Source organism: Maribacter sp. UBA3344, from assembly GCF_002362375.1.
GTDB lineage: Bacteria > Bacteroidota > Bacteroidia > Flavobacteriales > Flavobacteriaceae > Maribacter > Maribacter dokdonensis.
The window spans coordinates 205,442-227,862 of sequence record NZ_DERI01000017.1 but is presented as its reverse complement, the minus strand read 5'-3'; the positions used below and the strand labels follow the sequence as shown (position 1 = coordinate 227,862).

Annotated in this window: 25 protein-coding genes; 4 read left to right on the top strand and 21 right to left on the bottom strand. The window is 36.1% G+C overall.

The window, feature by feature from the left end:
• Positions 1-50: 50 nt before the first annotated feature.
• Positions 51-938 carry a YihY/virulence factor BrkB family protein gene (locus tag B2Z27_RS12210; RefSeq protein WP_286813852.1) on the top strand — a complete coding sequence of 296 codons (888 nt, stop codon included), beginning with the start codon at positions 51-53 and terminating at the stop codon, positions 936-938.
• On the opposite strand, the gene argH is transcribed toward B2Z27_RS12210, so the two are convergent.
• From argH to B2Z27_RS12130, 16 genes are all read right to left on the bottom strand, one after another.
• The gene (gene argH, locus B2Z27_RS12205) at positions 931-2,211 is read right to left on the bottom strand and encodes an argininosuccinate lyase (RefSeq protein ID WP_058105008.1); all 1,281 of its coding nucleotides are present in this window, start codon (positions 2,209-2,211) and stop codon (positions 931-933) included. The genes B2Z27_RS12210 and argH overlap by 8 nt on opposite strands.
• Before the next feature lie 60 nt (positions 2,212-2,271).
• Entirely contained in the window at positions 2,272-3,345 is a 1,074-nt protein-coding gene (locus tag B2Z27_RS12200) for a M20 family metallo-hydrolase (protein WP_286813851.1), read from the bottom strand.
• A 1-nt stretch (position 3,346) separates the two neighbouring features.
• Positions 3,347-4,126 carry an acetylglutamate kinase gene (gene argB / locus B2Z27_RS12195; RefSeq protein ID WP_286813850.1) on the bottom strand — a complete coding sequence of 260 codons (780 nt, stop codon included), beginning with the start codon at positions 4,124-4,126 and terminating at the stop codon, positions 3,347-3,349.
• Complete coding sequence (locus tag B2Z27_RS12190) at positions 4,116-4,298, bottom strand: hypothetical protein (protein WP_058105011.1); 183 nt, start codon at positions 4,296-4,298, stop codon at positions 4,116-4,118. Before B2Z27_RS12190 ends, argB begins: the two co-directional genes overlap by 11 nt.
• Positions 4,288-5,229 (bottom strand): acetylornithine carbamoyltransferase, encoded by a 942-nt coding sequence (locus B2Z27_RS12185; RefSeq protein WP_414673386.1) that lies wholly within the window; start codon positions 5,227-5,229, stop codon positions 4,288-4,290. Before B2Z27_RS12185 ends, B2Z27_RS12190 begins: the two co-directional genes overlap by 11 nt.
• Entirely contained in the window at positions 5,226-5,993 is a 768-nt protein-coding gene (gene proB, locus B2Z27_RS12180) for a glutamate 5-kinase (protein ID WP_286813849.1), read from the bottom strand. Before proB ends, B2Z27_RS12185 begins: the two co-directional genes overlap by 4 nt.
• An 82-nt stretch (positions 5,994-6,075) precedes the next feature.
• Entirely contained in the window at positions 6,076-7,272 is a 1,197-nt protein-coding gene (locus B2Z27_RS12175) for a glutamate-5-semialdehyde dehydrogenase (RefSeq protein ID WP_099191080.1), read from the bottom strand.
• Complete coding sequence (locus B2Z27_RS12170) at positions 7,269-8,393, bottom strand: aspartate aminotransferase family protein (protein ID WP_286813847.1); 1,125 nt, start codon at positions 8,391-8,393, stop codon at positions 7,269-7,271. The genes B2Z27_RS12175 and B2Z27_RS12170 overlap by 4 nt, the downstream gene beginning before the upstream one ends.
• A gap of 48 nt (positions 8,394-8,441) precedes the next feature.
• Entirely contained in the window at positions 8,442-9,236 is a 795-nt protein-coding gene (proC, locus tag B2Z27_RS12165; protein WP_071340427.1) for a pyrroline-5-carboxylate reductase, read from the bottom strand.
• Positions 9,237-9,370: 134 nt separating this feature from the next.
• Positions 9,371-10,345, bottom strand: coding sequence for an N-acetyl-gamma-glutamyl-phosphate reductase (gene argC, locus B2Z27_RS12160; RefSeq protein ID WP_286813846.1), 975 nt, complete (start codon positions 10,343-10,345; stop codon positions 9,371-9,373).
• Positions 10,346-10,490: 145 nt separating this feature from the next.
• On the bottom strand, positions 10,491-11,678 hold the full coding sequence (locus B2Z27_RS12155; protein WP_074670108.1) for an argininosuccinate synthase: 1,188 nt from the start codon (positions 11,676-11,678) through the stop codon (positions 10,491-10,493).
• Between the two features lie 148 nt (positions 11,679-11,826).
• Complete coding sequence (locus B2Z27_RS12150; protein ID WP_058105019.1) at positions 11,827-12,441, bottom strand: GNAT family N-acetyltransferase; 615 nt, start codon at positions 12,439-12,441, stop codon at positions 11,827-11,829.
• A 237-nt stretch (positions 12,442-12,678) separates the two neighbouring features.
• The gene (locus B2Z27_RS12145) at positions 12,679-13,998 is read right to left on the bottom strand and encodes a mannosyltransferase (protein WP_339630875.1); all 1,320 of its coding nucleotides are present in this window, start codon (positions 13,996-13,998) and stop codon (positions 12,679-12,681) included.
• 80 nt (positions 13,999-14,078) lie between these two features.
• A complete protein-coding gene (gene speB / locus B2Z27_RS12140; protein WP_286813844.1) occupies positions 14,079-14,861 on the bottom strand; it encodes an agmatinase in 783 nt (260 codons plus the stop codon).
• Positions 14,862-14,880: 19 nt separating this feature from the next.
• A complete protein-coding gene (locus tag B2Z27_RS12135; protein WP_286813908.1) occupies positions 14,881-15,258 on the bottom strand; it encodes a nuclear transport factor 2 family protein in 378 nt (125 codons plus the stop codon).
• Positions 15,259-15,277: 19 nt separating this feature from the next.
• Complete coding sequence (locus tag B2Z27_RS12130; RefSeq protein WP_286813843.1) at positions 15,278-16,153, bottom strand: helix-turn-helix transcriptional regulator; 876 nt, start codon at positions 16,151-16,153, stop codon at positions 15,278-15,280.
• Between the two features lie 193 nt (positions 16,154-16,346).
• Between B2Z27_RS12130 and B2Z27_RS12125 the strand changes: the two genes are divergently transcribed.
• A complete protein-coding gene (locus B2Z27_RS12125) occupies positions 16,347-16,595 on the top strand; it encodes a DUF983 domain-containing protein (RefSeq protein ID WP_244745288.1) in 249 nt (82 codons plus the stop codon).
• A gap of 9 nt (positions 16,596-16,604) precedes the next feature.
• Here the strand turns inward: B2Z27_RS12125 and B2Z27_RS12120 are convergent, their stop codons facing one another.
• The gene (locus B2Z27_RS12120) at positions 16,605-17,483 is read right to left on the bottom strand and encodes a LysR substrate-binding domain-containing protein (protein WP_286813841.1); all 879 of its coding nucleotides are present in this window, start codon (positions 17,481-17,483) and stop codon (positions 16,605-16,607) included.
• 99 nt (positions 17,484-17,582) lie between these two features.
• On the opposite strand from B2Z27_RS12120, the gene B2Z27_RS12115 reads away from it, so the two are divergent.
• Both B2Z27_RS12115 and B2Z27_RS12110 read left to right on the top strand, forming a co-directional pair.
• Positions 17,583-18,209, top strand: coding sequence for a LysE family translocator (locus B2Z27_RS12115; protein WP_099191098.1), 627 nt, complete (start codon positions 17,583-17,585; stop codon positions 18,207-18,209).
• Between the two features lie 166 nt (positions 18,210-18,375).
• Positions 18,376-19,047, top strand: a complete 672-nt coding sequence (locus B2Z27_RS12110; protein WP_286813839.1) for a class I SAM-dependent methyltransferase — start codon at positions 18,376-18,378, stop codon at positions 19,045-19,047.
• A 31-nt stretch (positions 19,048-19,078) separates the two neighbouring features.
• On the opposite strand, the gene B2Z27_RS12105 is transcribed toward B2Z27_RS12110, so the two are convergent.
• The 4 genes from B2Z27_RS12105 to B2Z27_RS12090 all read right to left on the bottom strand — a co-directional run bounded on the left by B2Z27_RS12105 (position 19,079) and on the right by B2Z27_RS12090 (position 22,396).
• Positions 19,079-19,540 carry a RidA family protein gene (locus tag B2Z27_RS12105; protein WP_286813838.1) on the bottom strand — a complete coding sequence of 154 codons (462 nt, stop codon included), beginning with the start codon at positions 19,538-19,540 and terminating at the stop codon, positions 19,079-19,081.
• Positions 19,541-19,729: 189 nt separating this feature from the next.
• Entirely contained in the window at positions 19,730-21,214 is a 1,485-nt protein-coding gene (locus B2Z27_RS12100) for a cellulose synthase family protein (RefSeq protein WP_286813837.1), read from the bottom strand.
• 1 nt (position 21,215) lies between these two features.
• Positions 21,216-21,905, bottom strand: a complete 690-nt coding sequence (locus B2Z27_RS12095; protein ID WP_286813836.1) for a glycosyltransferase family 2 protein — start codon at positions 21,903-21,905, stop codon at positions 21,216-21,218.
• Positions 21,905-22,396: a toxin-antitoxin system YwqK family antitoxin gene (locus B2Z27_RS12090; RefSeq protein WP_074670092.1), complete on the bottom strand. Its 492-nt coding sequence runs from the start codon at positions 22,394-22,396 to the stop codon at positions 21,905-21,907. Before B2Z27_RS12090 ends, B2Z27_RS12095 begins: the two co-directional genes overlap by 1 nt.
• Positions 22,397-22,421: the final 25 nt, after the last annotated feature.

Sequence of the window (22,421 nt, the reverse complement as noted above, 5' to 3'; positions counted from 1 at the left end):
TTGCATTAAAGGTTATACGGGTAAATTTATCTGAGTTCATTTCAGTACGTATGGCACAGGTAGAAAAGATTAATAGACAGAATTCCAAATTTAAACTAACCCATCTCCCTAAGTTATTACTGAAAACGTATCATGCTTGGATAGAAAAGGAGCCATTTCAGATTAGTGCTATTATAGCATATTATGCAATATTGTCATTGCCAGGTCTGCTTATTTTAATATTGGAATTAGTTGGCGGTATTTGGGGTAAGGAAATAGTTCAGGGAGAATTGTTCGCTGAAATTTCTTCTGCCATGGGACCAGAAACCGCACAATCTATTCAAGAGATGATCAAAGATCAAGGTAGTCAGCAAACTTCATTAATTGCTACCCTTTTAGGGATCGGTGTGTTAATTTATGGTGCTACGGGAGTATTTTATCAATTACAAAACGCATTGAATGAAATTTGGGAGGCAAAACCTAAATACACAAATGAGTTTATTTCTACATTGTTTATGCGTTTAAAAGGTTTTGGTTTTATAATTATTATTGGCTTTTTATTATTGGTTAGTTTTGTATTGACTTCTCTATTATCGGCATTTTCAACGCAGCTCTCCAGACTTTTGCCAGATGGTATGTTAGAACTTGGGTTCGTTTTAGATCTAATATTATCACTTGGTTTTATCTACTTATTATTTGGGGCTATGTTCAAGTATTTGCCCAGTACTCATGTTCGTTGGAAAGCGGTTAAAGTAGGTGCCGCACTTACTGCTGTATTGTTTTTACTTGGTAAATATGCTTTGGCATTCTATTTTGGAAAAGCGGAACCCGGCTCTACCTATGGGGCGGCCGGGAGTATAATTTTGGTCATGCTTTGGGTGTCCTACTCTAGTTTAATAGTCACTTTTGGAGCGCAGTTTACCAAGATTTATTCTGATAAGTATGTGAAAATCAGTTGAGTTTTTTCATTTTATCATGAATCTCTTTTAAGCATAAATTACCTAGACTTCCTTCATGTGTATGATGAATATCTCTTTTTGGAGTAAAAGTACCTGCATTGATCTCCATACCCATTTTCTTGTAGGCATCTCTAAACGGCATACCGCTTTGTACCAACTCATTTAATGTGTCCACACTAAACAAATAATCATATTTTGGGTCGTCTAGAATACTATCGTTCACTCTGATTTCCTTTAGGCTAAAAGTTAAAATCTCTAAACAAGCCTTCATATCTTGAATTGCCGGAACAATAATTTCTTTCACCAATTGCAAATCTCTGTGGTAACCACTAGGTAGATTATTGATGACCAATGTCAATTGATTAGGAATAGACTGTAGTTTGTTGCACTTGCCACGTACCAACTCAAACACATCGGGATTTTTCTTGTGTGGCATAATACTGGAACCAGTGGTTAGCTCATCTGGAAAAGAAATGAAATCGAAATTCTGACTCATATACAAGCAAATATCCATGGCCATTTTAGATAGGGTAGCCGCAATGTTGGCAATACCAAAAGCGGTAGCTTTTTCAGCTTTTCCTCTACTCATTTGTGCTGCAACCACATTATATTTCATGGTTTCAAAACCCATTTCTTTGGTGGTAAAACTACGGTCTATAGCAAATGAACTACCGTAACCGGCAGCACTACCTAACGGATTTTGATCTGCAACTTTGTAAGCCGCTTCAATAAAATAAAGGTCATCTATTAAGCTTTCTGCATAGGCGGAAAACCATAGCCCAAAAGAAGATGGCATGGCAATCTGTAAGTGAGTGTAACCTGGTAGCATAACATCTTTATGCTCTTGTGCTTTTACCAAAAGAAGGTTGAAAAGCGATTTGGTCATCGCCTTTATTTCTGTCAATTCATCTTTTAGGTATAAATGCATGGCTACAAGAACTTGGTCGTTTCTAGAACGTGCAGTATGTATTTTTTTACCGGTATCTCCTAGACTTAGTGTCAGCATGTATTCAATTTTAGAATGCATGTCTTCAAAAGAATTTTCTATAGAAAATGTGCCTTTTTCTATTCGCGCGGCAATATTATCAAGTTCTTTTACAAGTTCAGCGGTTTCCTTAGGGGAAATCAATCCTATTTTACCCAGCATTTTTGCATGTGCCTTAGAGGCAATAACGTCGTATTTTGCTAAGTGTAAATCCAATTCTCTATCGTTGCCAACTGTAAAGTGATCAATTTTTTTATCGGTGCTAAATCCTTTATCCCAGAGTTTCATATGTTGTCAGTTATCAATTATAAATTAAGCAATGAACAGCTTATTGGTAATTGGTTATTGTTAATTGTTGATTGAAAGGAAGCCTTTTAATAATTTAATATATAAATCTATGCCTTCTTCAATTTCAAGTACATAGATGAATTCGTTGGCAGAGTGGGAGCGTGTGCTGTCCCCAGGTCCTAATTTTAACGATTGGCAACTTAACGCTGCTTGATCGGATAATGTAGGTGATCCATATGTAGTTCTGCCCAAGGCAATACCAGATTGCACCAACGGATGGTCTTTATCTATTTTCGATGAATTTAAACGCAAAGATCGCTCCTTTAATTCGCATGGCGCATCCTTCTTTAATAAATCTGCAATTTCTTTATTGCTATATGCATCGTTTACACGTACATCTACTACTAAATCTACCTGTGCCGGTACCACATTATGTTGTTTGCCAGCATTTATTTGGGTAACCGTCATTTTTACATCTCCCAAGGCTTCAGAAGATTTTTCAAAAGAATAATTCTTAAACCATTCCAGAACTTTAATGGTGTTGTAAATGGAATTATTATTGTTTGGATGTGCGGCGTGCGATGGAGTACCTTTAACAACAGCATCAAAAACCACCAATCCTTTTTCAGCAATAGCAAGTTGCATCAAAGTAGGTTCACCAACAATGGCTACATCTATATGTGGAAGTTTTGGCAATAAACCGCGCAAGCTATTTTCACCTGCATTCTCCTCTTCTGCAGAGGCGACCATTAAAATATTGTGATTTAAGTCTTCTGCATTGTAATAGTTTACAAAAGTAGCCAAAAGGGAAACCAACGGTCCGCCAGCATCATTACTACCAAGACCAAACAACTTGCCATCTTCAATGTGGGGCAAAAAAGGATCTTTGGTGTATGCCGTATTTGGTTTTACCGTATCGTGGTGCGAATTCAGTAATAATGTAGGTTTTGAGTCGTCCCAATATTTATTTTTAGCAATAATATTGTTGAGGTCTCTTTCCGTAGGTATGTCATATTTTGCCAGCCAAGCCTGTATTGCATCGGCTGTTTTATCTTCTTCTTTAGAAAAAGATTCTATTGATATGAGTTGCTTCAGTAATGCAATTGCACTTTCTGTAAGTTCTGTTTGGTTCATCTTAAAGTTTTATTGTCGTGAACAGTTCTGTGTTTTTATCTAACATGGTAACATCGCCCAGGCAAACTTTTGCTACGTTGTGGTTTAGGGCATGAAAGCAATTATGAAGTTTTGGCAACATTCCGTCAGCAATGATACCATCGGATAAAAGTGATTTATAGGTATTGGTATTAATGTCTTTAACTACGCTGTTTTCATCGGCAATATCCATTAAAACCCCCTTTTTCTCAAAACAATAATACAACGTAGTTTCAAAGGTAGGTGCCATGCCTATTGCAATTTCAGAGGCAATCGTATCTGCATTGGTATTCAATAACTGTCCGGCACCATCGTGCGATAAGGCACAGAAAATGGGTGTTAAATCCGCCGTTAAAAGCTTGGATAATAATGCAGCGTTTACACCATCTATATCGCCTACAAATCCGTAATCAATTTCTTTGACAGGACGTTTATGAGCCTGTATGCTATCACCATCTGCACCGCTTAATCCAATTGCGTTGGTGTTTTTAGCTTGTAGTTGCGCAACTATTTTCTTGTTTGCCAAACCGCCATACACCATGGTTATAATATCAACGGTTTCGGCATCGGTAATACGCCTGCCATCTATCATTTTAGACTCAATGCCAAGTTTGGTTGCTAATTGAGTGGCTAATTTTCCACCGCCATGGACCAAAATTTTTAAGCCTTCAAGTTTAGAAAAGGCAGTGAGAAAAACGTCTAGGGCGTTTTCGTCTTCTATGACATTACCACCAATTTTTACAACACTTAATTTATTTTTCATAATCTGCAAATTTGAACATGAGTACCATGGCGATTATTAGAATAATATTACTGACCGGACCCATATAGGCTTTCCAATGAGCGGTGCTATGGTCAATATCTACCATATTCATTACAAAAAGGATGAGGGCGAATAGCGCAATACCAATATAGATCCACTTATTAATTTTCATTGCTCTCCAGTATTTTCTTTAACACCAATTGTGCTGCGTAGGTTCTGTTATTTGCCTGTTCTATAACCAAAGACTGGTCACTATCCAAAACTTCATCGGCAACAACAACATTTCTACGAACAGGAAGACAGTGCATAAATTTTGCCTTACCTAATTTTTTAAGTGTCATTTGCCAGTTTGGATCTTGCGATTTTATTTGACCATAATCAGTATAACTGCTCCAGTTCTTTACATAAACAAAATCGGCATTTTCTAAAGCCTTCTCTTGGTTGTGCTCAATAGTACAATCTTTTGTGATGTTAGGGTCCAGTTCATAACCTTCAGGATGCGTAATCACAAAATCGGCATGTTGCTTTTGCATCATTTGTACAAATGAATTGGCAACGGCATGTGGTAGAGCCCTTGGGTGCGGCGCCCAAGAAAGAACAACCTTAGGGTTGTTTTTAAAATTGTGTTCCTCTAAAGTAATGGCATCGGTTAATGCTTGTAATGGGTGCCCCACAGAGCTTTCCATATTTACGATAGGTACCGAAGCATATGTTTTAAAACCGTTGAGCACCTCTTCCGCTTCATCTAGTTCCTTATCTACCAAACCGGCAAAGGCACGGATGGCAATGATATCGCAATACTGTGAAATTACTTGGGCGGCCTCTTTAATATGTTCAGAAGTTCCTTGGTCCATAATGGTACCATCGGCATATTCCAAAGCCCAACCTTCGCTACCAAAATTCATCACAATAACTTCCATACCCAAATTCATTGCTGCTTTTTGGGTACTTAAACGTGTACGAAGCGAGTTGTTAAAGAATAACAATCCAATAGTTTTGTCTTTACCTAATTCCTTAAATTTTTTAGGTTGTTTTTTTAGTGTTATGGCTTCTTTTACCCAGTTGGATAAAACGTCTATATCGTTTATTGAAAGGTAATTCATGATGATGTTATTTTTGTAAATGTGCTTTTATTTTCAATGGCATCAACAATAAAGTTATCGTTCAGCCCATTGGTGATCCAGGTTTCAATACCTGCTTTTTGTGCAATGGTGGCTGCATCAATTTTTGACTGCATGCCACCGGTGCCGTGGGTAGATTTGGATTCCCCTATTTCTTTTAGCAATTTGGTCAGGTCTGAAACGGATTCTATTGTTTTTGGTGTGGAAGTCGTTAAAGATGATTTTGTGTAAATACCATCTGTATTTGTAGCAATGATAAGAATGTCAGCAGATAAAAGCGATGCAGTTAAACCGGCCAATTTATCGTTATCACCAAATTTGATCTCATCAGTAGCAACGGTATCATTTTCATTAATGATAGGAATGAAGTTGTTGGCAACAAGAACATTAATGGTGTTTTTAATATTCGCTCTAGTTTGCTCATTTTCAAAATCGGAATAGGATAACAAACATTGTGATGTAAAGAGCCCAAGCTCCCTAAAATTTTCTTGAAAAATGCGCATTAGATGAGGCTGGCCAATAGATGCCAATGCCTGCTTTACATTAATTTCTTCTCCATTATGTTCCAACTTAACAAACTGCCTTGCAGCGGCAATGGCACCGGAACTCACAATAATAAACTCGAACTTATCTTTTAGAGCGGCAATTTGCCGACCAATATCCTCAATTTTTCCTCGGGAAATATGATCAGTGTCTTTGGTTAAGGTATTGGAACCTAATTTCAATAAAATTCTCTTTTTCAACATTTTAATATCGTTTATGTTAGGTGAAATCTTATTTTCCTAACTCCTAACTCCTAACTCCTAACTCCTAACTCCTAACTCCTAACTACCTTACCTGTCCATTTCCTTTTACGTACCACTTATTGGTTACTAAATGCTGTAATCCTATAGGGCCGCGTTGATGTAATTTATCCGTACTAATGGCTAGTTCTCCTCCAAGACCAAATTGTCCGCCATCCGTAAAGCGGGTAGATGCATTATGGTATACCGCAGCGGTGTCCACAGATTGCATGAAAACGTCTGCTTCCTCTTCATTTTTAGTAATGATAGAAGCGGAGTGGCCGCCTCCATAGGTATTGATGAGCTGTACGGCTTCATCTACATCTGGCACTTGCCCTAATACAATTTTATAATCCAAAAACTCTTCAAACCAAACAGATTCATTTTCCATTTGAGAGGTGCCATCTAATCCGGCTAATTTGGCATCGGTCAAAATTTCAACATTGTGTTTTTTAAGGGTCTTGATCAAATGACTTAAAAATTCTGCCTTGCGTGGTAAATCTCTTGAAATGATGACTTTGTCAACGGCATTGCAAGCGGAAATTTTTGTGGTCTTTGCATTGACGATAACATCCAGTGCCATTTGCAAATCTGCCTCGTGCGAAACATATACAAAGTTATTTCCTCTACCGCTTACTATTACCGGGCACTGTGCATGTTGCTTAACAAAAGCGATCAGCTTTTCGCCGCCTCTAGGTACAATTAGGTCTAGTTTTTGTGTTGGTTTTTCTAAAAACTGCTGAGTTTCTGTTCTAGAATAATTAAGGTAAGTCACCCAATCCGTAGCACAATCGCAAGACTCCAAAGCTTTGTGCCATAGGTTTACTAAAACCAAATTGGAGTTCAAAGACTCTTTGCCCCCCTTTAGCAATATTTTGTTGCCCGATTTAAATGCGATGCCCGCAGCTTCAATGGTAACATCTGGCCTAGATTCATAAATAATCATGATCGTACCGAAAGGGGCGGTTTTGTTGCTTATCTCTAAACCATTTTCATGGGTAAATTGAAAACGTTCTACATGCAAAGGGTCTGGCAAGGCAGCTAATTTTTTTAAGGAAGAAATCATTTCTGCTACCTTGGTCTTGTTTACCTTTAAGCGATCAACCATTGCAATATCGCCTGATTCAAAAGAATTTAAATCTTTTTCATTGGCAGATATTAGAATTGATTCTTCTTGCTGCACCAATTCGGCCATACGCTTAAGTACGGCATTCCTTTTAGATATGCTTAGGGTTGTCTTCATGATAGGGCTTTTTTAAGAGCTGTAAAAAACACGTCTAAATCTTGTTTTGTAATATTCAGGGCTGGTAAAATTCTTAGCACTGTTTTATCTTTTGCCCCACCTGTAAAAAGAAAATGTTCGTGAATTAATTTTTTACGGAGATCGGCAACCTGAAAATCAAATTCAAGCCCTAACATTAAGCCTTTTCCTTTTACCCGTTTTACTTGTGGAATTTCTTTTGCTTTTTCGTTGAAATATTCACCTAATGCTTTAGCATTGTGAATTAGGTTTTCTTTTTCAATTACTTCTAAAACTGCCATGGTGGCTGCACAAGCCAAATGATTGCCACCGAAAGTGGTGCCCAACATTCCGTATTTTGCCTTTATACTTTCATGAATAAGAATACCACCTACCGGAAAACCGTTGCCCATTCCCTTAGCAATACTAATAATGTCCGGTTGAATGTTATGATGTTGAAATGCAAAGAATTTTCCGCTTCTGCCAAATCCGCATTGTACTTCATCTGCAATTAACAATGCATCATTCTCTTTACATAACAAAGCAATGTTCTGTAAGAATTCGGTCGTAGGTTCATCTAAACCACCAACGCCTTGAATTGATTCGATGATTACGGCACAAACATTTTTTGATATTTCCCTTTCAAAACCCTTACTATCGTTTAGGTCGAGAAAAACAACTTCATGTTGCAGGTTAATTTCAGCATTGATAGATGGATTGTCCGTTGTTGCTACCGCAGCAGAAGTACGTCCATGAAAACCGTTGTTAAAGGCAATTACCTTTGATTTTCCGGTTACAAAAGAAGCCATTTTCAATGCGTTTTCATTTGCCTCTGCGCCAGAGTTGCACATGAATAGATTGTAATCTTCACAATTGGATGCTTCACCCAATTTGTTGGCCAATTCTACCTGTAAAGGGTTTTGTACCGCATTGCTATAAAACCCAATATTATCCAATTGGTCTTTTAAACGCTTTACATAATGTGGGTGCGTATGACCAATGGAAATAACGGCATGCCCGCCGTAGAAATCCAAATAATCCTGTCCTTGGTCATCAGTTACTACAATGCCTTTTGCGGAAACCGGGATTACATTATATAAAGGGTAAACGTCAAATAATTTCATAGTTGAAAAGTTTCAAGTTCAAAATAATGAACGGGTTGGGTAGCGTGTTTACTTGTTTTTGAATTCGGTGATCTTGTCGTAAGAGGAAATAATTCCGCGTATCAATGATGAGCTTAAACCTTGGTGTTCCATTTCATTTAAACCGGTTATGGTACAACCCATAGGCGTGGTAACACGGTCAATTTCTTCTTCAGGATGATTGCCGGATTCTATTAAAAGGCTTGCGGCACCGTTACACGTATGCATGGCAAGTTCTTGCGCCTCTTTGGCATCAAAACCAAGTTGTATAGCTCCTTGGGTGGTGGCACGTATTAAGCGCATCCAAAAAGCTACGCCACTTGCACAGATTACGGTTGCAGCCTGCATTTGACCTTCGGGAATTTCCATAGAATGTCCCATTCTATTAAAAATGGCTTTTGCCAATTCAACCCTTTTTTTACCTTTTTCGTTGCTACAGATACAGGTCATGGATTTACCCACGGAAATAGCCGTATTGGGCATACTTCTTATGATAAAGTTGTCTTTGCCAATTACCGCTTCTATTTTTTCAATACTAAATCCGGTAATAGTAGAGATGATTACATGTTTATCCGTCAATAGATCTTTTATACTTTCTAGAATGGCGGCAAAATGAATAGGCTGTACGGCAAAAATTAAAATATCTGAATTTTCAACGGCTATTCTATTGTCATTTGTAACGGTAACCTTATCATATTTCTCAAATTCTGCTATAGCTGTGGTATCTCTCTTGGTAAGGTACATACTGGTAGCACCATTACTGTTCAATATGCCTTTAGCAATAGAAAGTCCTAAATTACCTGTACCTATAATGGCTGTTTTCATGTTTGGTGTAGTATTAAGTAAAAGGTGCTAAGTAAAAAGTATGAAGTAAACCGTAAATTTCATATCACTACTTAAAATTAGTCCCCATTAATTTTATTTCAATCTTATGTTATTTCAATAGTCCATCAAATCATTTAGAAGACTCCGGCTTTTAAATTAAGTCCTAGGTTTTCTTCCAAACCGAAAATTAAATTCATGTTCTGCACCGCTTGCCCAGATGCACCTTTTAATAAGTTATCTATGGCAGAGGTGATCAACAGCACATCTTCATGTTTATGTAAGTGGATGTGACATTGATTTGTATTTACCACTTGTTTTAAATTGATGGGCTCATCTGATATTTGGGTGAACACCGCATCATTATAAAATTCCTGAAAGATTTTTTTAGCATCCTCTAAACTACCCTCAAATTTGGTATAGGAAGTTGCCAAAATACCACGGGTAAAATTCCCTCTATTGGGCATAAAATACAGATTGCCAGTATCTTTTTGAAATGAATGTAAGCTCTCGTTAATTTCCCCTAAATGCTGATGTGTAAAAGGTTTGTACCAGCTAACGTTATTATTTCTCCATGAAAAGTGCGATGTGGAAGACGGACTAACACCCGCACCGGTACTACCGGTAACAGCATTTATATGTACTTCATTGTTCAACAACCCGGCTTTTGCCAAGGGTAGCAATGCCAATTGGATAGCAGTTGCAAAACAACCTGGATTAGCTATATATTTTGCATTTTCAATTTCGGATTTGAATAATTCCGGTAAACCATAAACAAATTCCTTACCATTGAAATTGGCGTCGGTGTGCAATCTAAAATCATTGCTCAGATCTATGATAACGGTATCTTTTGAAAAATGATGCTCGTTTAAAAATGCGGTAGAATTACCATGGCCTAAACATAGAAAAACAACGTTTACATTTAGATTTACATTACCCGTAAACGCTATATCAGAAACTCCCAATAGGTCTGGATGAGCCGTTGTCACCTTTTTTCCGGCTCTAGTAGTACTGAATACAAAATCGATTTCAGTTGCTGGGTGATGTAGTAAGATGCGAATAAGCTCACCTCCCGTATAACCAGAACCACCAATAATACCTGCTTTAATCATAATTTTCTTTTGTGTAATTAGTGCGAAGTATTAAGTATTAAGTACGAAGTACTTAAACAACACTTTTAATTCTTTACTTAATACTTTGTACTCATTACTTAATACTATTTTTCCTAACTCCTAACTCCTAACTCCTAACTCCTAACTATTTATCCCCATTTACATGGTTGTAGATTTTTCCGGAATTTGAAAGGATCTTAATAAATCCTTTAGCGTCATCTGCTGTCCATCCTTTATTGACCTCGCCATATTTACCAAAAGCATCGGTCATTAAATCATGTTTAGATGAAATACCGTGTAACCTGAACTGAAATGGATATAATCCTACAAATACATCTCCGGAAACCGTTTTTTGAGTATCTGTCAAGAAGGTTTCTATGTTACGCATTACAGCATCTAAGTAATTGCCTTCATGCAATAACATGCCATAGAAATTGCCTTGTTGTTCCTTTTGATATTGTTGCCACTTTGTAAGTGTATGTTTCTCTAATAAGTGGTGTGCTTTTATGATAATTAAAGAAGCAGGAGCCTCAAACCCAACTCTGCCTTTGGTACCTATAATAGTATCGCCAACGTGAATATCCCTACCAATGGCATATTTAGATGCCAAAGCCTCTAGTTTTTCAATATTTGCAACAGGGTTGTCTTTTGCACCATCAATAGCAACCAATTCGCCATTTTCAAAAGTAAGTTTTACCTCTGTAGGGTTCTTTTCCTGTAATTGGCTTGGGTAGGCGCTATCTGGTAAGGGCTTTTCTGAAGTTAATGTCTCTTCACCACCAACAGAAGTACCCCAAAGTCCTCTATTGATAGAGTATTTTGCTTTTTCCCAAGGATAATCTACACCGTTTTCTTTTAAGTATGCGATCTCTTCTTCCCTAGCTAATTTGTTATCTCTAATAGGCGTGATGATTTCAATTTCTGGGGCAATGATCTGGAAAATCATATCAAAACGTACTTGGTCGTTACCCGCGCCTGTACTACCGTGGGCAATATAGCCAGCGCCTATTTTTTTAGCGTAGTTTACAATTTCAATCGCCTGTACAATTCGTTCTGCACTTACGGAAAGTGGGTAGGTATTGTTTTTAAGTACATTACCAAAAATAAGATACTTTACTACTTTATCATAAAAGGTCTGTACGGCATCTATAGAGGTATATGATGAAGCGCCCAGTTCAATAGCTTTCTTCTCAATTTCCTTTATTTCCGCAACAGAGAAACCTCCTGTGTTCACGCTTACCGCATGAACTTCAAATCCTTTGTCTTTTGATAAATGCTTGGCGCAATAAGAAGTATCCAATCCGCCGCTGTATGCTAGTACTAATTTTTTCATTGTATGATGTTCAATTCCGGCAAGCCGGATAATTATTTATTTTGGTTCTATAGGTTTTGAGTTAAGAGGTTAGAAGAAAGAAATAAGACTTTGAACATTAAATCTGTAATTGGAAAAAGTCATTTTAAGCTCCATAACTTCTATTCTCTTATTTCTTTTTCAGAAACAAACTCTCTTTTATACTTTTTAATCTTGTAAATGCCTTCCCGTTCATTTCTTTAGTGTTCTCAGTTTTTTTCTTTGTGGTAGGGTCATATAACATACCGGTACAGAGACACATTTTTTGTTCAGTTCTCGTAAGGATGTCAAAATTTTTACAAGTTTGGCAGCCTTTCCAAAACTCAGGGTCATCTGTAAGTTCAGAAAATGTAACAGGTTTATAGCCTAGTTCGTAGTTAATTTTCATCACTGCTAAACCTGTGGTGATTCCAAATATTTTGGCATCTGGAAATTTCTCCCTGCTTAATTCAAAGATTTTGGCTTTAATACTTTTAGCTAGACCTTGCCCTCTATAATCTGGGTGTACTATGAGTCCGGAATTTGCTACAAATTTCTCGTGTCCCCATACTTCTATATAGCAGAAACCCGCAAATTTATCTCCGTCCAATGCAAGTATGGCATTACCGTTAGAAAGTTTTCTTTGAATATACTCTGGGGTTCGTTTTGCTATGCCGGTACCGCGTACTTTGGCAGATTCAGCTATGGTATCGCAGATATCCTGAGCGTATTTAAAATGTGATTCGTTAGCAACAATTAAGTTCATTGCCAGTTAGATTTAAAAGTGTAAAAAATAAATTTGATTTGTTGTGCGGAAATGGACTCACCTAATTCCATAAATATATCTTACCCTTACGGGCGACGACGGCGAGATGTGAACGGGCGCGCTAGAGCCACTGGGCTCAAGGTGCTATATAAAAAGTAGTTTATTTCGTTCATTACGGGGTAAATGTACAAATTATATTTATTTGACATCCCGCATGACATAATTTTTACAAAAAGTTTACTTTTTGTTACGATGTGCAACAATTTCATAAGTCAAATAGGCAAATACTGAAATATATTCAATGCCTAAAAGCCAAAGGCTTTCTTTGAAATCTGCTTGGGAATATGCATAATAACTAAGTACTACGGCGGCAGACCAAATAATGGCATATCTATATGTAGTAAAAATAGATAGTAGCACTAAAAATATAATATACCAAGGGTGTATTGTGGTAGATATGAAATAATAAATGGTCAAAACCCACATCATTGACCAAAGTACCCTGTTTAAGTCGTATTTCTTGGGAAAAAATGTAAATAACCCTACAGTAATAACAGTTATTAGTGGGGTGATTTTACCGTATTCTTTAATGAACTCCCAAGGTTTTGCGTCAAAATGAACGGCTGTTTTTTTGGCAAGGTTATAGAGGCTCGAGTTAAATTCAAAATTAGAGAACCAAAGTTTAATGGTTCTACTATAGTTGTCTATAAATTCTGGCGTGTTAAAAGGCAGAAAAAGAGCTATGGACGTTATGCCGATAATGCTATAGAAAACAATGCTTTTTTTCCAACCCAGATATTTTAGAAAAATAGGAAGGAATAAAAGAGGTACTAATTTTATGGAGATGGAGCAGGCAATAACCATTGCGGCGGTTTTCCATTTATCTATGGACAATAAAAACATCGATAGAATAAAGAAAAATAACATGACCCCTTCAAAATGAAGATTTCCGGTGAGTTCAACTATTACAAGCGGATTAATGAAATACCAGAATATTAGATGCGGAGATCGATTAAGGTTTTTTAATAACCTTCTGCCAAAATAGAAAATACCTACATCTGCCAGAATAATAATTGAACGCATAGCGAATAATGATCCAAAAAGACTCTTGCCGCCAAGAATAGTGGCCAAGGCAAAAATAAGTTGATTTAATGGGGGGTAATTACTGTAGTGCCTTGCGCTTAAACTACCCATACCGTCGTACAGCTCTTGGGCATTCGGTATTATTGATACCATGTTTTGCATTAACTCATCTGGAGTGTATAGATAGGGGTTATTGCCATTGGCTACTAAATGTCCGTCCCAAATGAATCTATAAAAATCTTGTGAAAGATTAGGTTCTGCAAATAAAAATACCAGTCTACAAATGATGCCTATACCCAGTAAAAACCTAAAGTTGTGTTTTTCAAATTGTATCAGCTTAAAACAGAAAAAGAATAGGGCAACAAATAGGGTAAGCAGTTTTATGAAATCTGTTCTAGGTAAATGATAGGCAAACGTATAGTAGAATACAAAACTTAATACCGCTAAGGTGAGGGAAACTTTATGGAGTTTCAAAAAGTTTTTAAAGCTAGTTGGCATTAGGGGTTTTCAATTTAGTAACAGGTCAATTTAATGGTTTTTTATTGATTTTTAATTTAATGGACCATCAATTTTCCTAAAAGCTCTTTCATCATTTTAGCTGCCAAATATGCGGTCATATCATTAAAATCTCGATCAGGATTGTATTCCACAATATCGGCACCAACAATTTGGGCGTCTATACCCTGAATTAAATCTATAACTTGACGAGAAGAGAGTCCGCCCGGTTCATGATGAGAAACCCCTGGTGCAAAGGCAGGGTCAAAACCATCCATATCTAAAGAAATGTACAAGGGATTTTTAAAATTGGGTATTGCAGTTAAGTCCAAGTTTCGCATTTCATGAATGTCAACATCGAACTTTTTTACTTGATCTGCCTGATGTTGATTTAAGGTACGAATGCCTATTTGAACAAGTTTTACGGCATAGCCGTTTTCCATAATTCTGGCAAAAGGACAAGCGTGAGAGTAAGGATCGCCTTCATAGTCATGGTATAGATCCGCATGGGCATCAATATGTAGAATGTCAAGTTTTGGATAATGGTCATGAAACGCTTTAATAATCGGGAAAGTTATGGAGTGGTCGCCACCCAAGGTCAGTAACTTTTCACCATTTTCAATATTCTTTTGGGTAATAGTGGCGATATCAAAATAGTCTTCAATATTGAAATCACCATTATCCGTTATTAGGTCATTTTCTATTGTTGTTCCAAGCTCCGTACATAAGTTCATAGAATCACTGTATAGTGCTTTTCTGATTAGGGCAGGTGCTTTTGCAGGACCTCTTTGAAAAGATGATTTTGCATCCCAATTAATGCCTTGAATATTAATTTTATTCATAATACTTTAAGTTGATGGGTTAATACATAGTATTTGGATTTTCAGATTTCTCTGGTATTTGCTGTATAGCATCCCAATGTTCGCATATTTTTTCATTTGTATCAAACCTGAAAAAATCCATTGTAACATATTGGTCATTTCCTGGCCATACTTGGTGCGTATGTAATGCAACCAAATCTCCTTCTGCAATGCAACGTACAAATTCAATAGATTTTTCAGGGTATTCTTTTTGCATGCGTTCAAAATAATCTATAAAACCTTGCGTACCATTGGCAACTGCGGGATTATGCTGAAGGTATTCTTTGCCAACATACATTTCTATGGCCAGTTTTGGGTTTCCTAAATATGCCGTTCTGTAAAAAGCGATGGCGTTCCTTTTGTTTGTTTCTAAATTCATCATGATATCTTGTAGTGGTTTAATGAAAATATATTTTTCTGAATTCCATTGGGGTCATCCCTGTATTTGATTTAAAGAATTTTGAAAAATAGGCATAGTCAGAATACCCCAAGGTGTCTGCAACATTGGCTAGGTTGTCATTAGAATGAACGATCAAACGTTTAGCTTCTAACATGATACGCTCAGAGATCAAGGTAGTTGTAGTTTTGCTGATGGTCTTTTGAACCACTCTGTTTAAGTGTTTGGTTGTAATACTTAGTTTTTCAGCATAGAATTTAGGTAATTTTTCGGTGTAAAAGTGTGCGTTAATTAATTTTTCCAGTCGCTCAAGTATATTCGCATAGCTGTTAGATCCTAATTTTTCTATAATAGTGTCGGCAGTATATGCACGCGTTAATTCTATGTATATATAGTGTATAAGACTAATGATTTTAGCTTCTCTTAGTAAATTTTCTTCTCTGTACTCTGTGAAAAGTTCTTGAAAACCAGTGGTTAGGTGTATCAGTTTCTCTTTAGATAATTGAAGCAAAGGCGGGTTTTGGTTGGAATAGTAAAAAGGAAAAGAATTTAAGGAATGATCCAAAAATTTAAGTTCATAGAATTCTTGAGAGTGAAAGAAAATATAACCTTCTGGTTGCGATTCAAATTTCCAAAAATGAGTTTGCCCAGGTTTTAAGAAGAAGACCTTTCCGGGTTCTATTGGGTAGGTGTCAAAATCTATTTCATGTGTGCCGGTGCCTTTGGTAAAAATAACGCACAAGTAAAAATTATGGCTATGAGGTTTATTTATAAGATTCTTATTGATTTGAATATGGTCTGCAAAAGAGTTTACATAAAGACTGTGTAACGGCTTGTTTTTTAAAAACTGACTAATATGTAAAATGGGTATTTTCATATAAAATGTCTTAAAAGTACAAATATATGTGCTTATGATACGACCGAAATCTTTATTTTATGTCTTAATTTTGCAGTATAAAAATGGGGTCATGAGTAAAGTGTTGAATGTTGTAAAATGCAAATGTCCTAATTGTAATGAGGGTAAGGTCTTTAGTGGGCAAGGAAATGTTTTTTTGTTTAAAATGCCAACAATGAATGAAAGGTGTTCTGAATGCAATTTTAAATTTGAAAAAGAAACGGGCTTCTTTTTTGGAGCTATGTTCGTTAGTTATGCCTTGGCTGTGGCACAAATGATAATAAGCCTTGTATTGTTTTGGTATTTTGTAGATCTGTCACCGTTGCGGGTATTTACTATTATTGCTTTGGTAACTATACTATTGAGCACTTTTAATTTTAGGCTATCAAGATCTATTTGGATCCATTTATTCTACAAACTTTAAAATATTGATTTAAGTAGGGTTTGTCATTTCTTTGGCAAGTTTAACTACTCTTTCTGTTATTCTATTAGGATCATTTTTTCTCCAGTTCATAAATAAGCTAATAGTCTCATCTAGCGCTATAAACCTAACGCCAATTGCATTTGAGAATTTATAGGATAACGGTAGTATAGATATGCCTAGGCCTTGTGCTACAAGATTAATGATCATACCTCCAAAATCAGATTCAATAACAGTTTTTGGCTCAAAACCGTTTTTTTGAAAAAGACTTCTTAATAGTGAAGGAAAGTAAGTGTTTCTATGTAAGCCAGAAATAATGAATTTTTCATCTTGCAACACCTTTAAATCCTTTAAGGTTGTATTGGTCAACCAATGTTTCTCTGGAACAACAAGGCAGATAGGTTCAGTATGTAATTTATACGACATTATATGAGTGTTATTTATGGCATCTCTATTAAAAGCAATATCGGTATCATAATTAAGTAGCAATTTTTCATGGTTTTCATCTATAGGCTCAGTTAATTCTAGTTTTAAATCTGGTATGCTAGCGTTGATTTTACTTAAGAAAAGCGGTAGATAACTAAAGGCAATAGAACCTGGGTAAGAAAGGGAAATATGGCCAGAAGTGCCTTGGTCTATCTTCTTTGCCTGTTTTTGAAAATGATTAAGGTCATTGATGGTAGTTGCCCATTTGTCCTTTAGGAAAATACCCGCATCGGTGAGTTTTACATTGCGTTTATCTCGTTTAAATAGTTGATAACCAATTTCTTCTTCCAATGATTGAATTTGTCTACTTAAGGTAGATTGAGATATGAACAATTTTTCTGCAGCTTTCCAAAAATGAAGTTCCGTGGCAAGGCTTAAAAAATATTTTATTTGCTGTGTAGTCATAATTAATGCAATTTATGCATTAAAAAGCTACAAATATGTATTTTTCATAAACCTTTAAAGTCATTTCTTTGCCTTGTGGATTTTTAAAATTATAGAGCTATGGGTATAGAAAATTTTGTAACCTTTATGGTATCGGCATTATTGTTTATAATGACACCTGGTTTAGACACTTTTTTTGTGCTGAACAAGTCTTTGGGACGAGGAAGAAAATCTGGAATACAAGCGGCATTAGGAGTAAATGTGGGTATATTGACGCATACTTTGTGTGCGGCAATGGGAGTATCCGTATTATTGGCCAAATCAGCCTTTGCCTTTGCCGCAGTTAAATATTTAGGTGCTGCATACCTCATTTATTTAGGGGTGGCAACTTATAGAAAAAGAACCGATTTTGATGGTTTAGAGCAATTGTCAACTAATGGTCAAAAGGTGAAAAGTGATTTTTGGTCAGGATTTTTGACTAATTCATTAAATCCTAAAGTTGCATTATTCTTTGTTGCTTTTTTTCCGCAGTTTATATCCGCCAACCAAATACATAACCCAATGCCGTATGTAATGTTAGGTGTAACTTATGCGTTTATAGGGGTGGTTTGGTATATTATTTTAACCTTGTTCGCAAGTGTTTTTTCTAACCAGATCAAAGAAAACCCTAGTTCAAGTAAACTGTTAAATAAAATAGGAGGCTTGGCATTTATTTCAATGGGTATTAAAATAGCCTTCTTTAAATAAACGATTATAAGTATTAAATAATCATCACTGATAGTTTGGGGTAACTACCTGCTGAAAGCCATGAATAGGGGAATTTGTACGCAAACTAATTTTATGTTCTCAGGTTAGGTGGTGATTTTTAAATTTTTATACCTTATTTTGAAGTCGAAATTTTGCACTGTTGCTTATGAATACTGATAAAAAGGGTATTAAACCAAATAAGATTCCTTGGCCAACCAAAAAGGCTATGCAACAAGTGTATGAAATGAATCTGTGGGGTAGTGGTACTGAAGATTTTTATTCGGGTGAAGGTTCTCATAAGCCGGAAATTGTAAAACCTTATATAGAGACATTAACTACTTTTTTAACTTCATTTGAAAACCCTATTTCCGTGTGTGATTTAGGATGTGGAGATTTTAATATAGGTAAAGAACTGGTAAGTTATACCCAGAATTATGTTGCCGTTGATATAGTACCCGAATTAATTACGTACAACAAGAAAAAGTTTAAATCAAAGAACGTAGAGTTTCAATGTTTGGATATTGCGGTAGATGACCTTCCTGTTGCAGATTGCGCTATCTTAAGACAAGTACTACAACATTTATCTAATGCCGAAGTTCATCAGATTACCCGTAAGTTAATGCAGTACACCTATGTTATTGTTACGGAGCACTTACCAAACAAAAAGTTTGTTGCCAACATAGACATTATTTCGGGTCAAGGTACAAGGCTTAAAATGAAAAGCGGTATAAAGTTACAGGAGTCACCTTTTAACTTAAAAACAGTGAAGTCAAAAGAGCTGTTAAGGGTTGTTGATCAACACGGTGTCATTGTAACCACAGCGTATAAGTTGAGTTAATGTATTTTTATCACGCTATGCTCCATGGTCTTTATTCGGTTTTAATGGTAAAGGTAGCTGTTAGTCCAACGCAGAAATTTCTAGGTAATTTATGTACTCCAAATATTGCTCTTGAGTGTTGACCTTTTTCATTTAAAACCTTTACGAACAAATTAGATGCTCCATTGACAACATTTGGCGATTCGTCCCAGTTTTCTGCTGACTGAAAGTAGGCGTCAAAATGATTTAAACCTATAATTTTATGAAAACCAATTCTACTTTCTGCTTGAGCCAATACATTTAAGGCGCATAGTTCCATAGCTTTATACCCTTGTTCTGTTGAAATTTCATTCCCTAATCTACCTTGGTATAAGAACTTTTCATTTAAAATAGGAAATTGAATGGCGATGTAAGCTATGTTATCTCTAATATTTAAAGAAACATAATTGCCACCTGGTGTTGATATTGTAGGAAGTTCAAGTCCTAGATTTTTGAGATTTTCTTTAGGATCCATGTTTTAAATTTTGATGCTATTCTCTATAGTAATCACAATATAAAGTGAAAATCTTTTTTACCCTTTATTGTAGAAAAAATAAATGTGTAAATGGTCTTTCTGGCGTTCAGGTTACATTAGGATGTCTTGAAAATAAAAAAAGATAACCCAGTTGAGTTATCTTTTTAAAATATTGCAATTATAGTGTTTTTAAGCCCTTGAGGTCAAAGATTTAAAGAATACAAACCCAAACCCTAGAAATAACATAAAATGGAATGGAAAAAGTCCAAAATCATTTAATGGTATGGCGCTGTACATGCCAAACATGAAGTAGAGCATTAATGCAAATTCCAATATCATATTGGGCGATAATTTTTTAGCTAGGTATTTGTTTCCCTTCCAACTTTGTTTTAATGAGCTAATGTTGAATTTTGGAGTACGTACAAATTCACTTCTTTTACCCATATGACCTTCAAGTACGGCAATGGTGTTATGTAAAGAGAACCCAAGGGCAACCGAGAAAAAAGTAAAGAAAATTCGTATATAATCTATAAAATTATCAAAGCCGCTACCTTGTATACTCTTGTAGGTAAACCAATAACAGACAAACAATATAATGGTGCTTATCGTGAACAAGCTTAACAAAGAGAATACCCAATCCAAATGACCATAGGTATTTTTAATATAAAGCGATGGTATGCTTAATATAGCTACCAAAAACACACATAAGAACATGGAACTGTTCAACAAGTGCATAACACCATGGAACTTGGTTTTAAATGGAATGTTCTTTGCGGTAATAACGCTCCAAACCGTTTTTCTAAAGTTCTCTGCCCCACCTTTGTTCCAACGAAATTGTTGTGAACGAGCGGCACTGATAACTACAGGTAGTTCTGCCGGGGTTTCTACATCTTCTAAATACTTAAATTTCCAGTTTTTTAACTGTGCGCGGTAGCTTAGGTCCAAATCTTCTGTGAGGGTATCTCCTTCCCAGTTACCGGCATCAAGAATACACTCTTTACGCCAAATACCTGCGGTACCGTTAAAGTTGATGAAGTGACCTTTACTGTTGCGCCCTACCTGCTCTAATGTGAAATGAGCATCAAGAGCAAACGCCTGTATTTTAGTTAAAGTGGAATAGTCTCGGTTTAGGTGGCCCCAACGGGTCTGCACCACACCTATTTCTTCATCTTTAAAATAGATAACGGTTTTTTTAAGCCAGTCTGCAGCCGGTAAAAAGTCTGCATCAAAAATAGCGATGAATTCACCTTTAGCTATTTTTAATCCTTCTTTTAAGGCACCTGCCTTAAAACCAGATCGGTCTGTTCTTGTAATATGTTGTATGTCTAGACCGGTCTCCTGTAATTTAGCTATGCTTGCAGCGGTAGCTATTACGGTATCATCCGTAGAATCATCTAAAACCTGAATTTCCAATTTACTTTTTGGGTATTCAATTTTTGCGATGTTCTCTAAAAGCCTGTCCATTACATACTCTTCGTTAAAGACCGGAAGTTGTATGGTTACGAACGGAATTTCTTTTGGGTCTAACAGATTAAATTTTGGTGCCGTTTGGTTCTGTCTCTTTTGTGATAAATAATTGATCAACAGATTTAGCTGTGCCAAGCTGTAAAAGAAAATTAATAGTAAAGAAATACTATAAATTACGATGATGAAATATGCTAAAGCTAGTTCCATATTATTTAATACTGTATTTGAAGATCCACCCCAAAATTTTTATGCCAGCAAATATACTACCTTTTACGGTTCCTGATACTTTTGAGATACCAATTCTTCGTTTGTAACGTACTGGTACTTCGGTATATGTCATTTTTTTCTTAAGAACTTTTAGTTGCATTTCAACTGTCCACCCATAAGTTTTGTCTTCCATGTTCAATTCTTTGAGCTTTTCGTATTTAATTGCCCTAAATGGACCTAAATCCGTAAATTTTGCGCCAAAAAACAAACGCATTAAAAATGTGGCCAACCAGTTGCCAAAAACCTGTTGTGGGGTCATGGAACCCTCTTCTCTTAAACTTTTTTCTCTGGCACCTACTACAAAATCAATGTCATTTTCCAAAATTGGGGCAACTACCTTATCCAGCTCTTCCGGATAATCAGAATAGTCTCCATCAATAAATACGATAATATCTGGTTGTTCAGATTTTTTTGCTACATAATCTAACCCGTGCAAGCATGCAAAGCCATAGCCTTTTTTGTTTTCTGTGAGTACCGTTGCACCCGCGGCTTTTGCATTTTTTACTGTGTCATCTGTAGAGTTATTGTTTACAACGATTATTTCAGATACCGTTTTGGGCAGTTCGTTGATGACATGTGCTATAGAATCTGCTTCGTTAAAAGCTGGTATAATTACCTTTATGTCTGTCATTATTTTAAATCAGATAAACTATTTTCATGTGTAAAGGCCCTAAAAGATGTCCATTCTTTAATTTTTTCTCCTTTACTATATTTTTCGGCAGATATGAGTTTTGCATCTTTATATTTTAAACAATATCCGTCCTTTATTCCATTTGTTAATTGACATTTATGGTTAATACGCCCTTGTGGGTCGTAAAAGAGCCACCAACCAATTTCACTATTATCTTTAAACCGTCCTTCTTTAGTTCTAACTCTGTGTTCATCAAAGAAAAACCAATATTTGTCTTTTTTACCGTAAGAATAAAATCCTTGTTGAGATTTGTTTCCGTTAGGGTGGTAAAAAGTCCAGTAATCTGTTCTTGTATTATACCGCATCCATCCTTCACTTTCTATGGTGCCGTCATCATAAAAGTTACGCTTATAATGTTTGTCTTCGGGCTTTATAAAAGCTAACAATCCTAAACAGATCAATATGGCGTATGTGGGTTTTAATAGCTTCATATTATTTCATTTAATTCACTGGTTT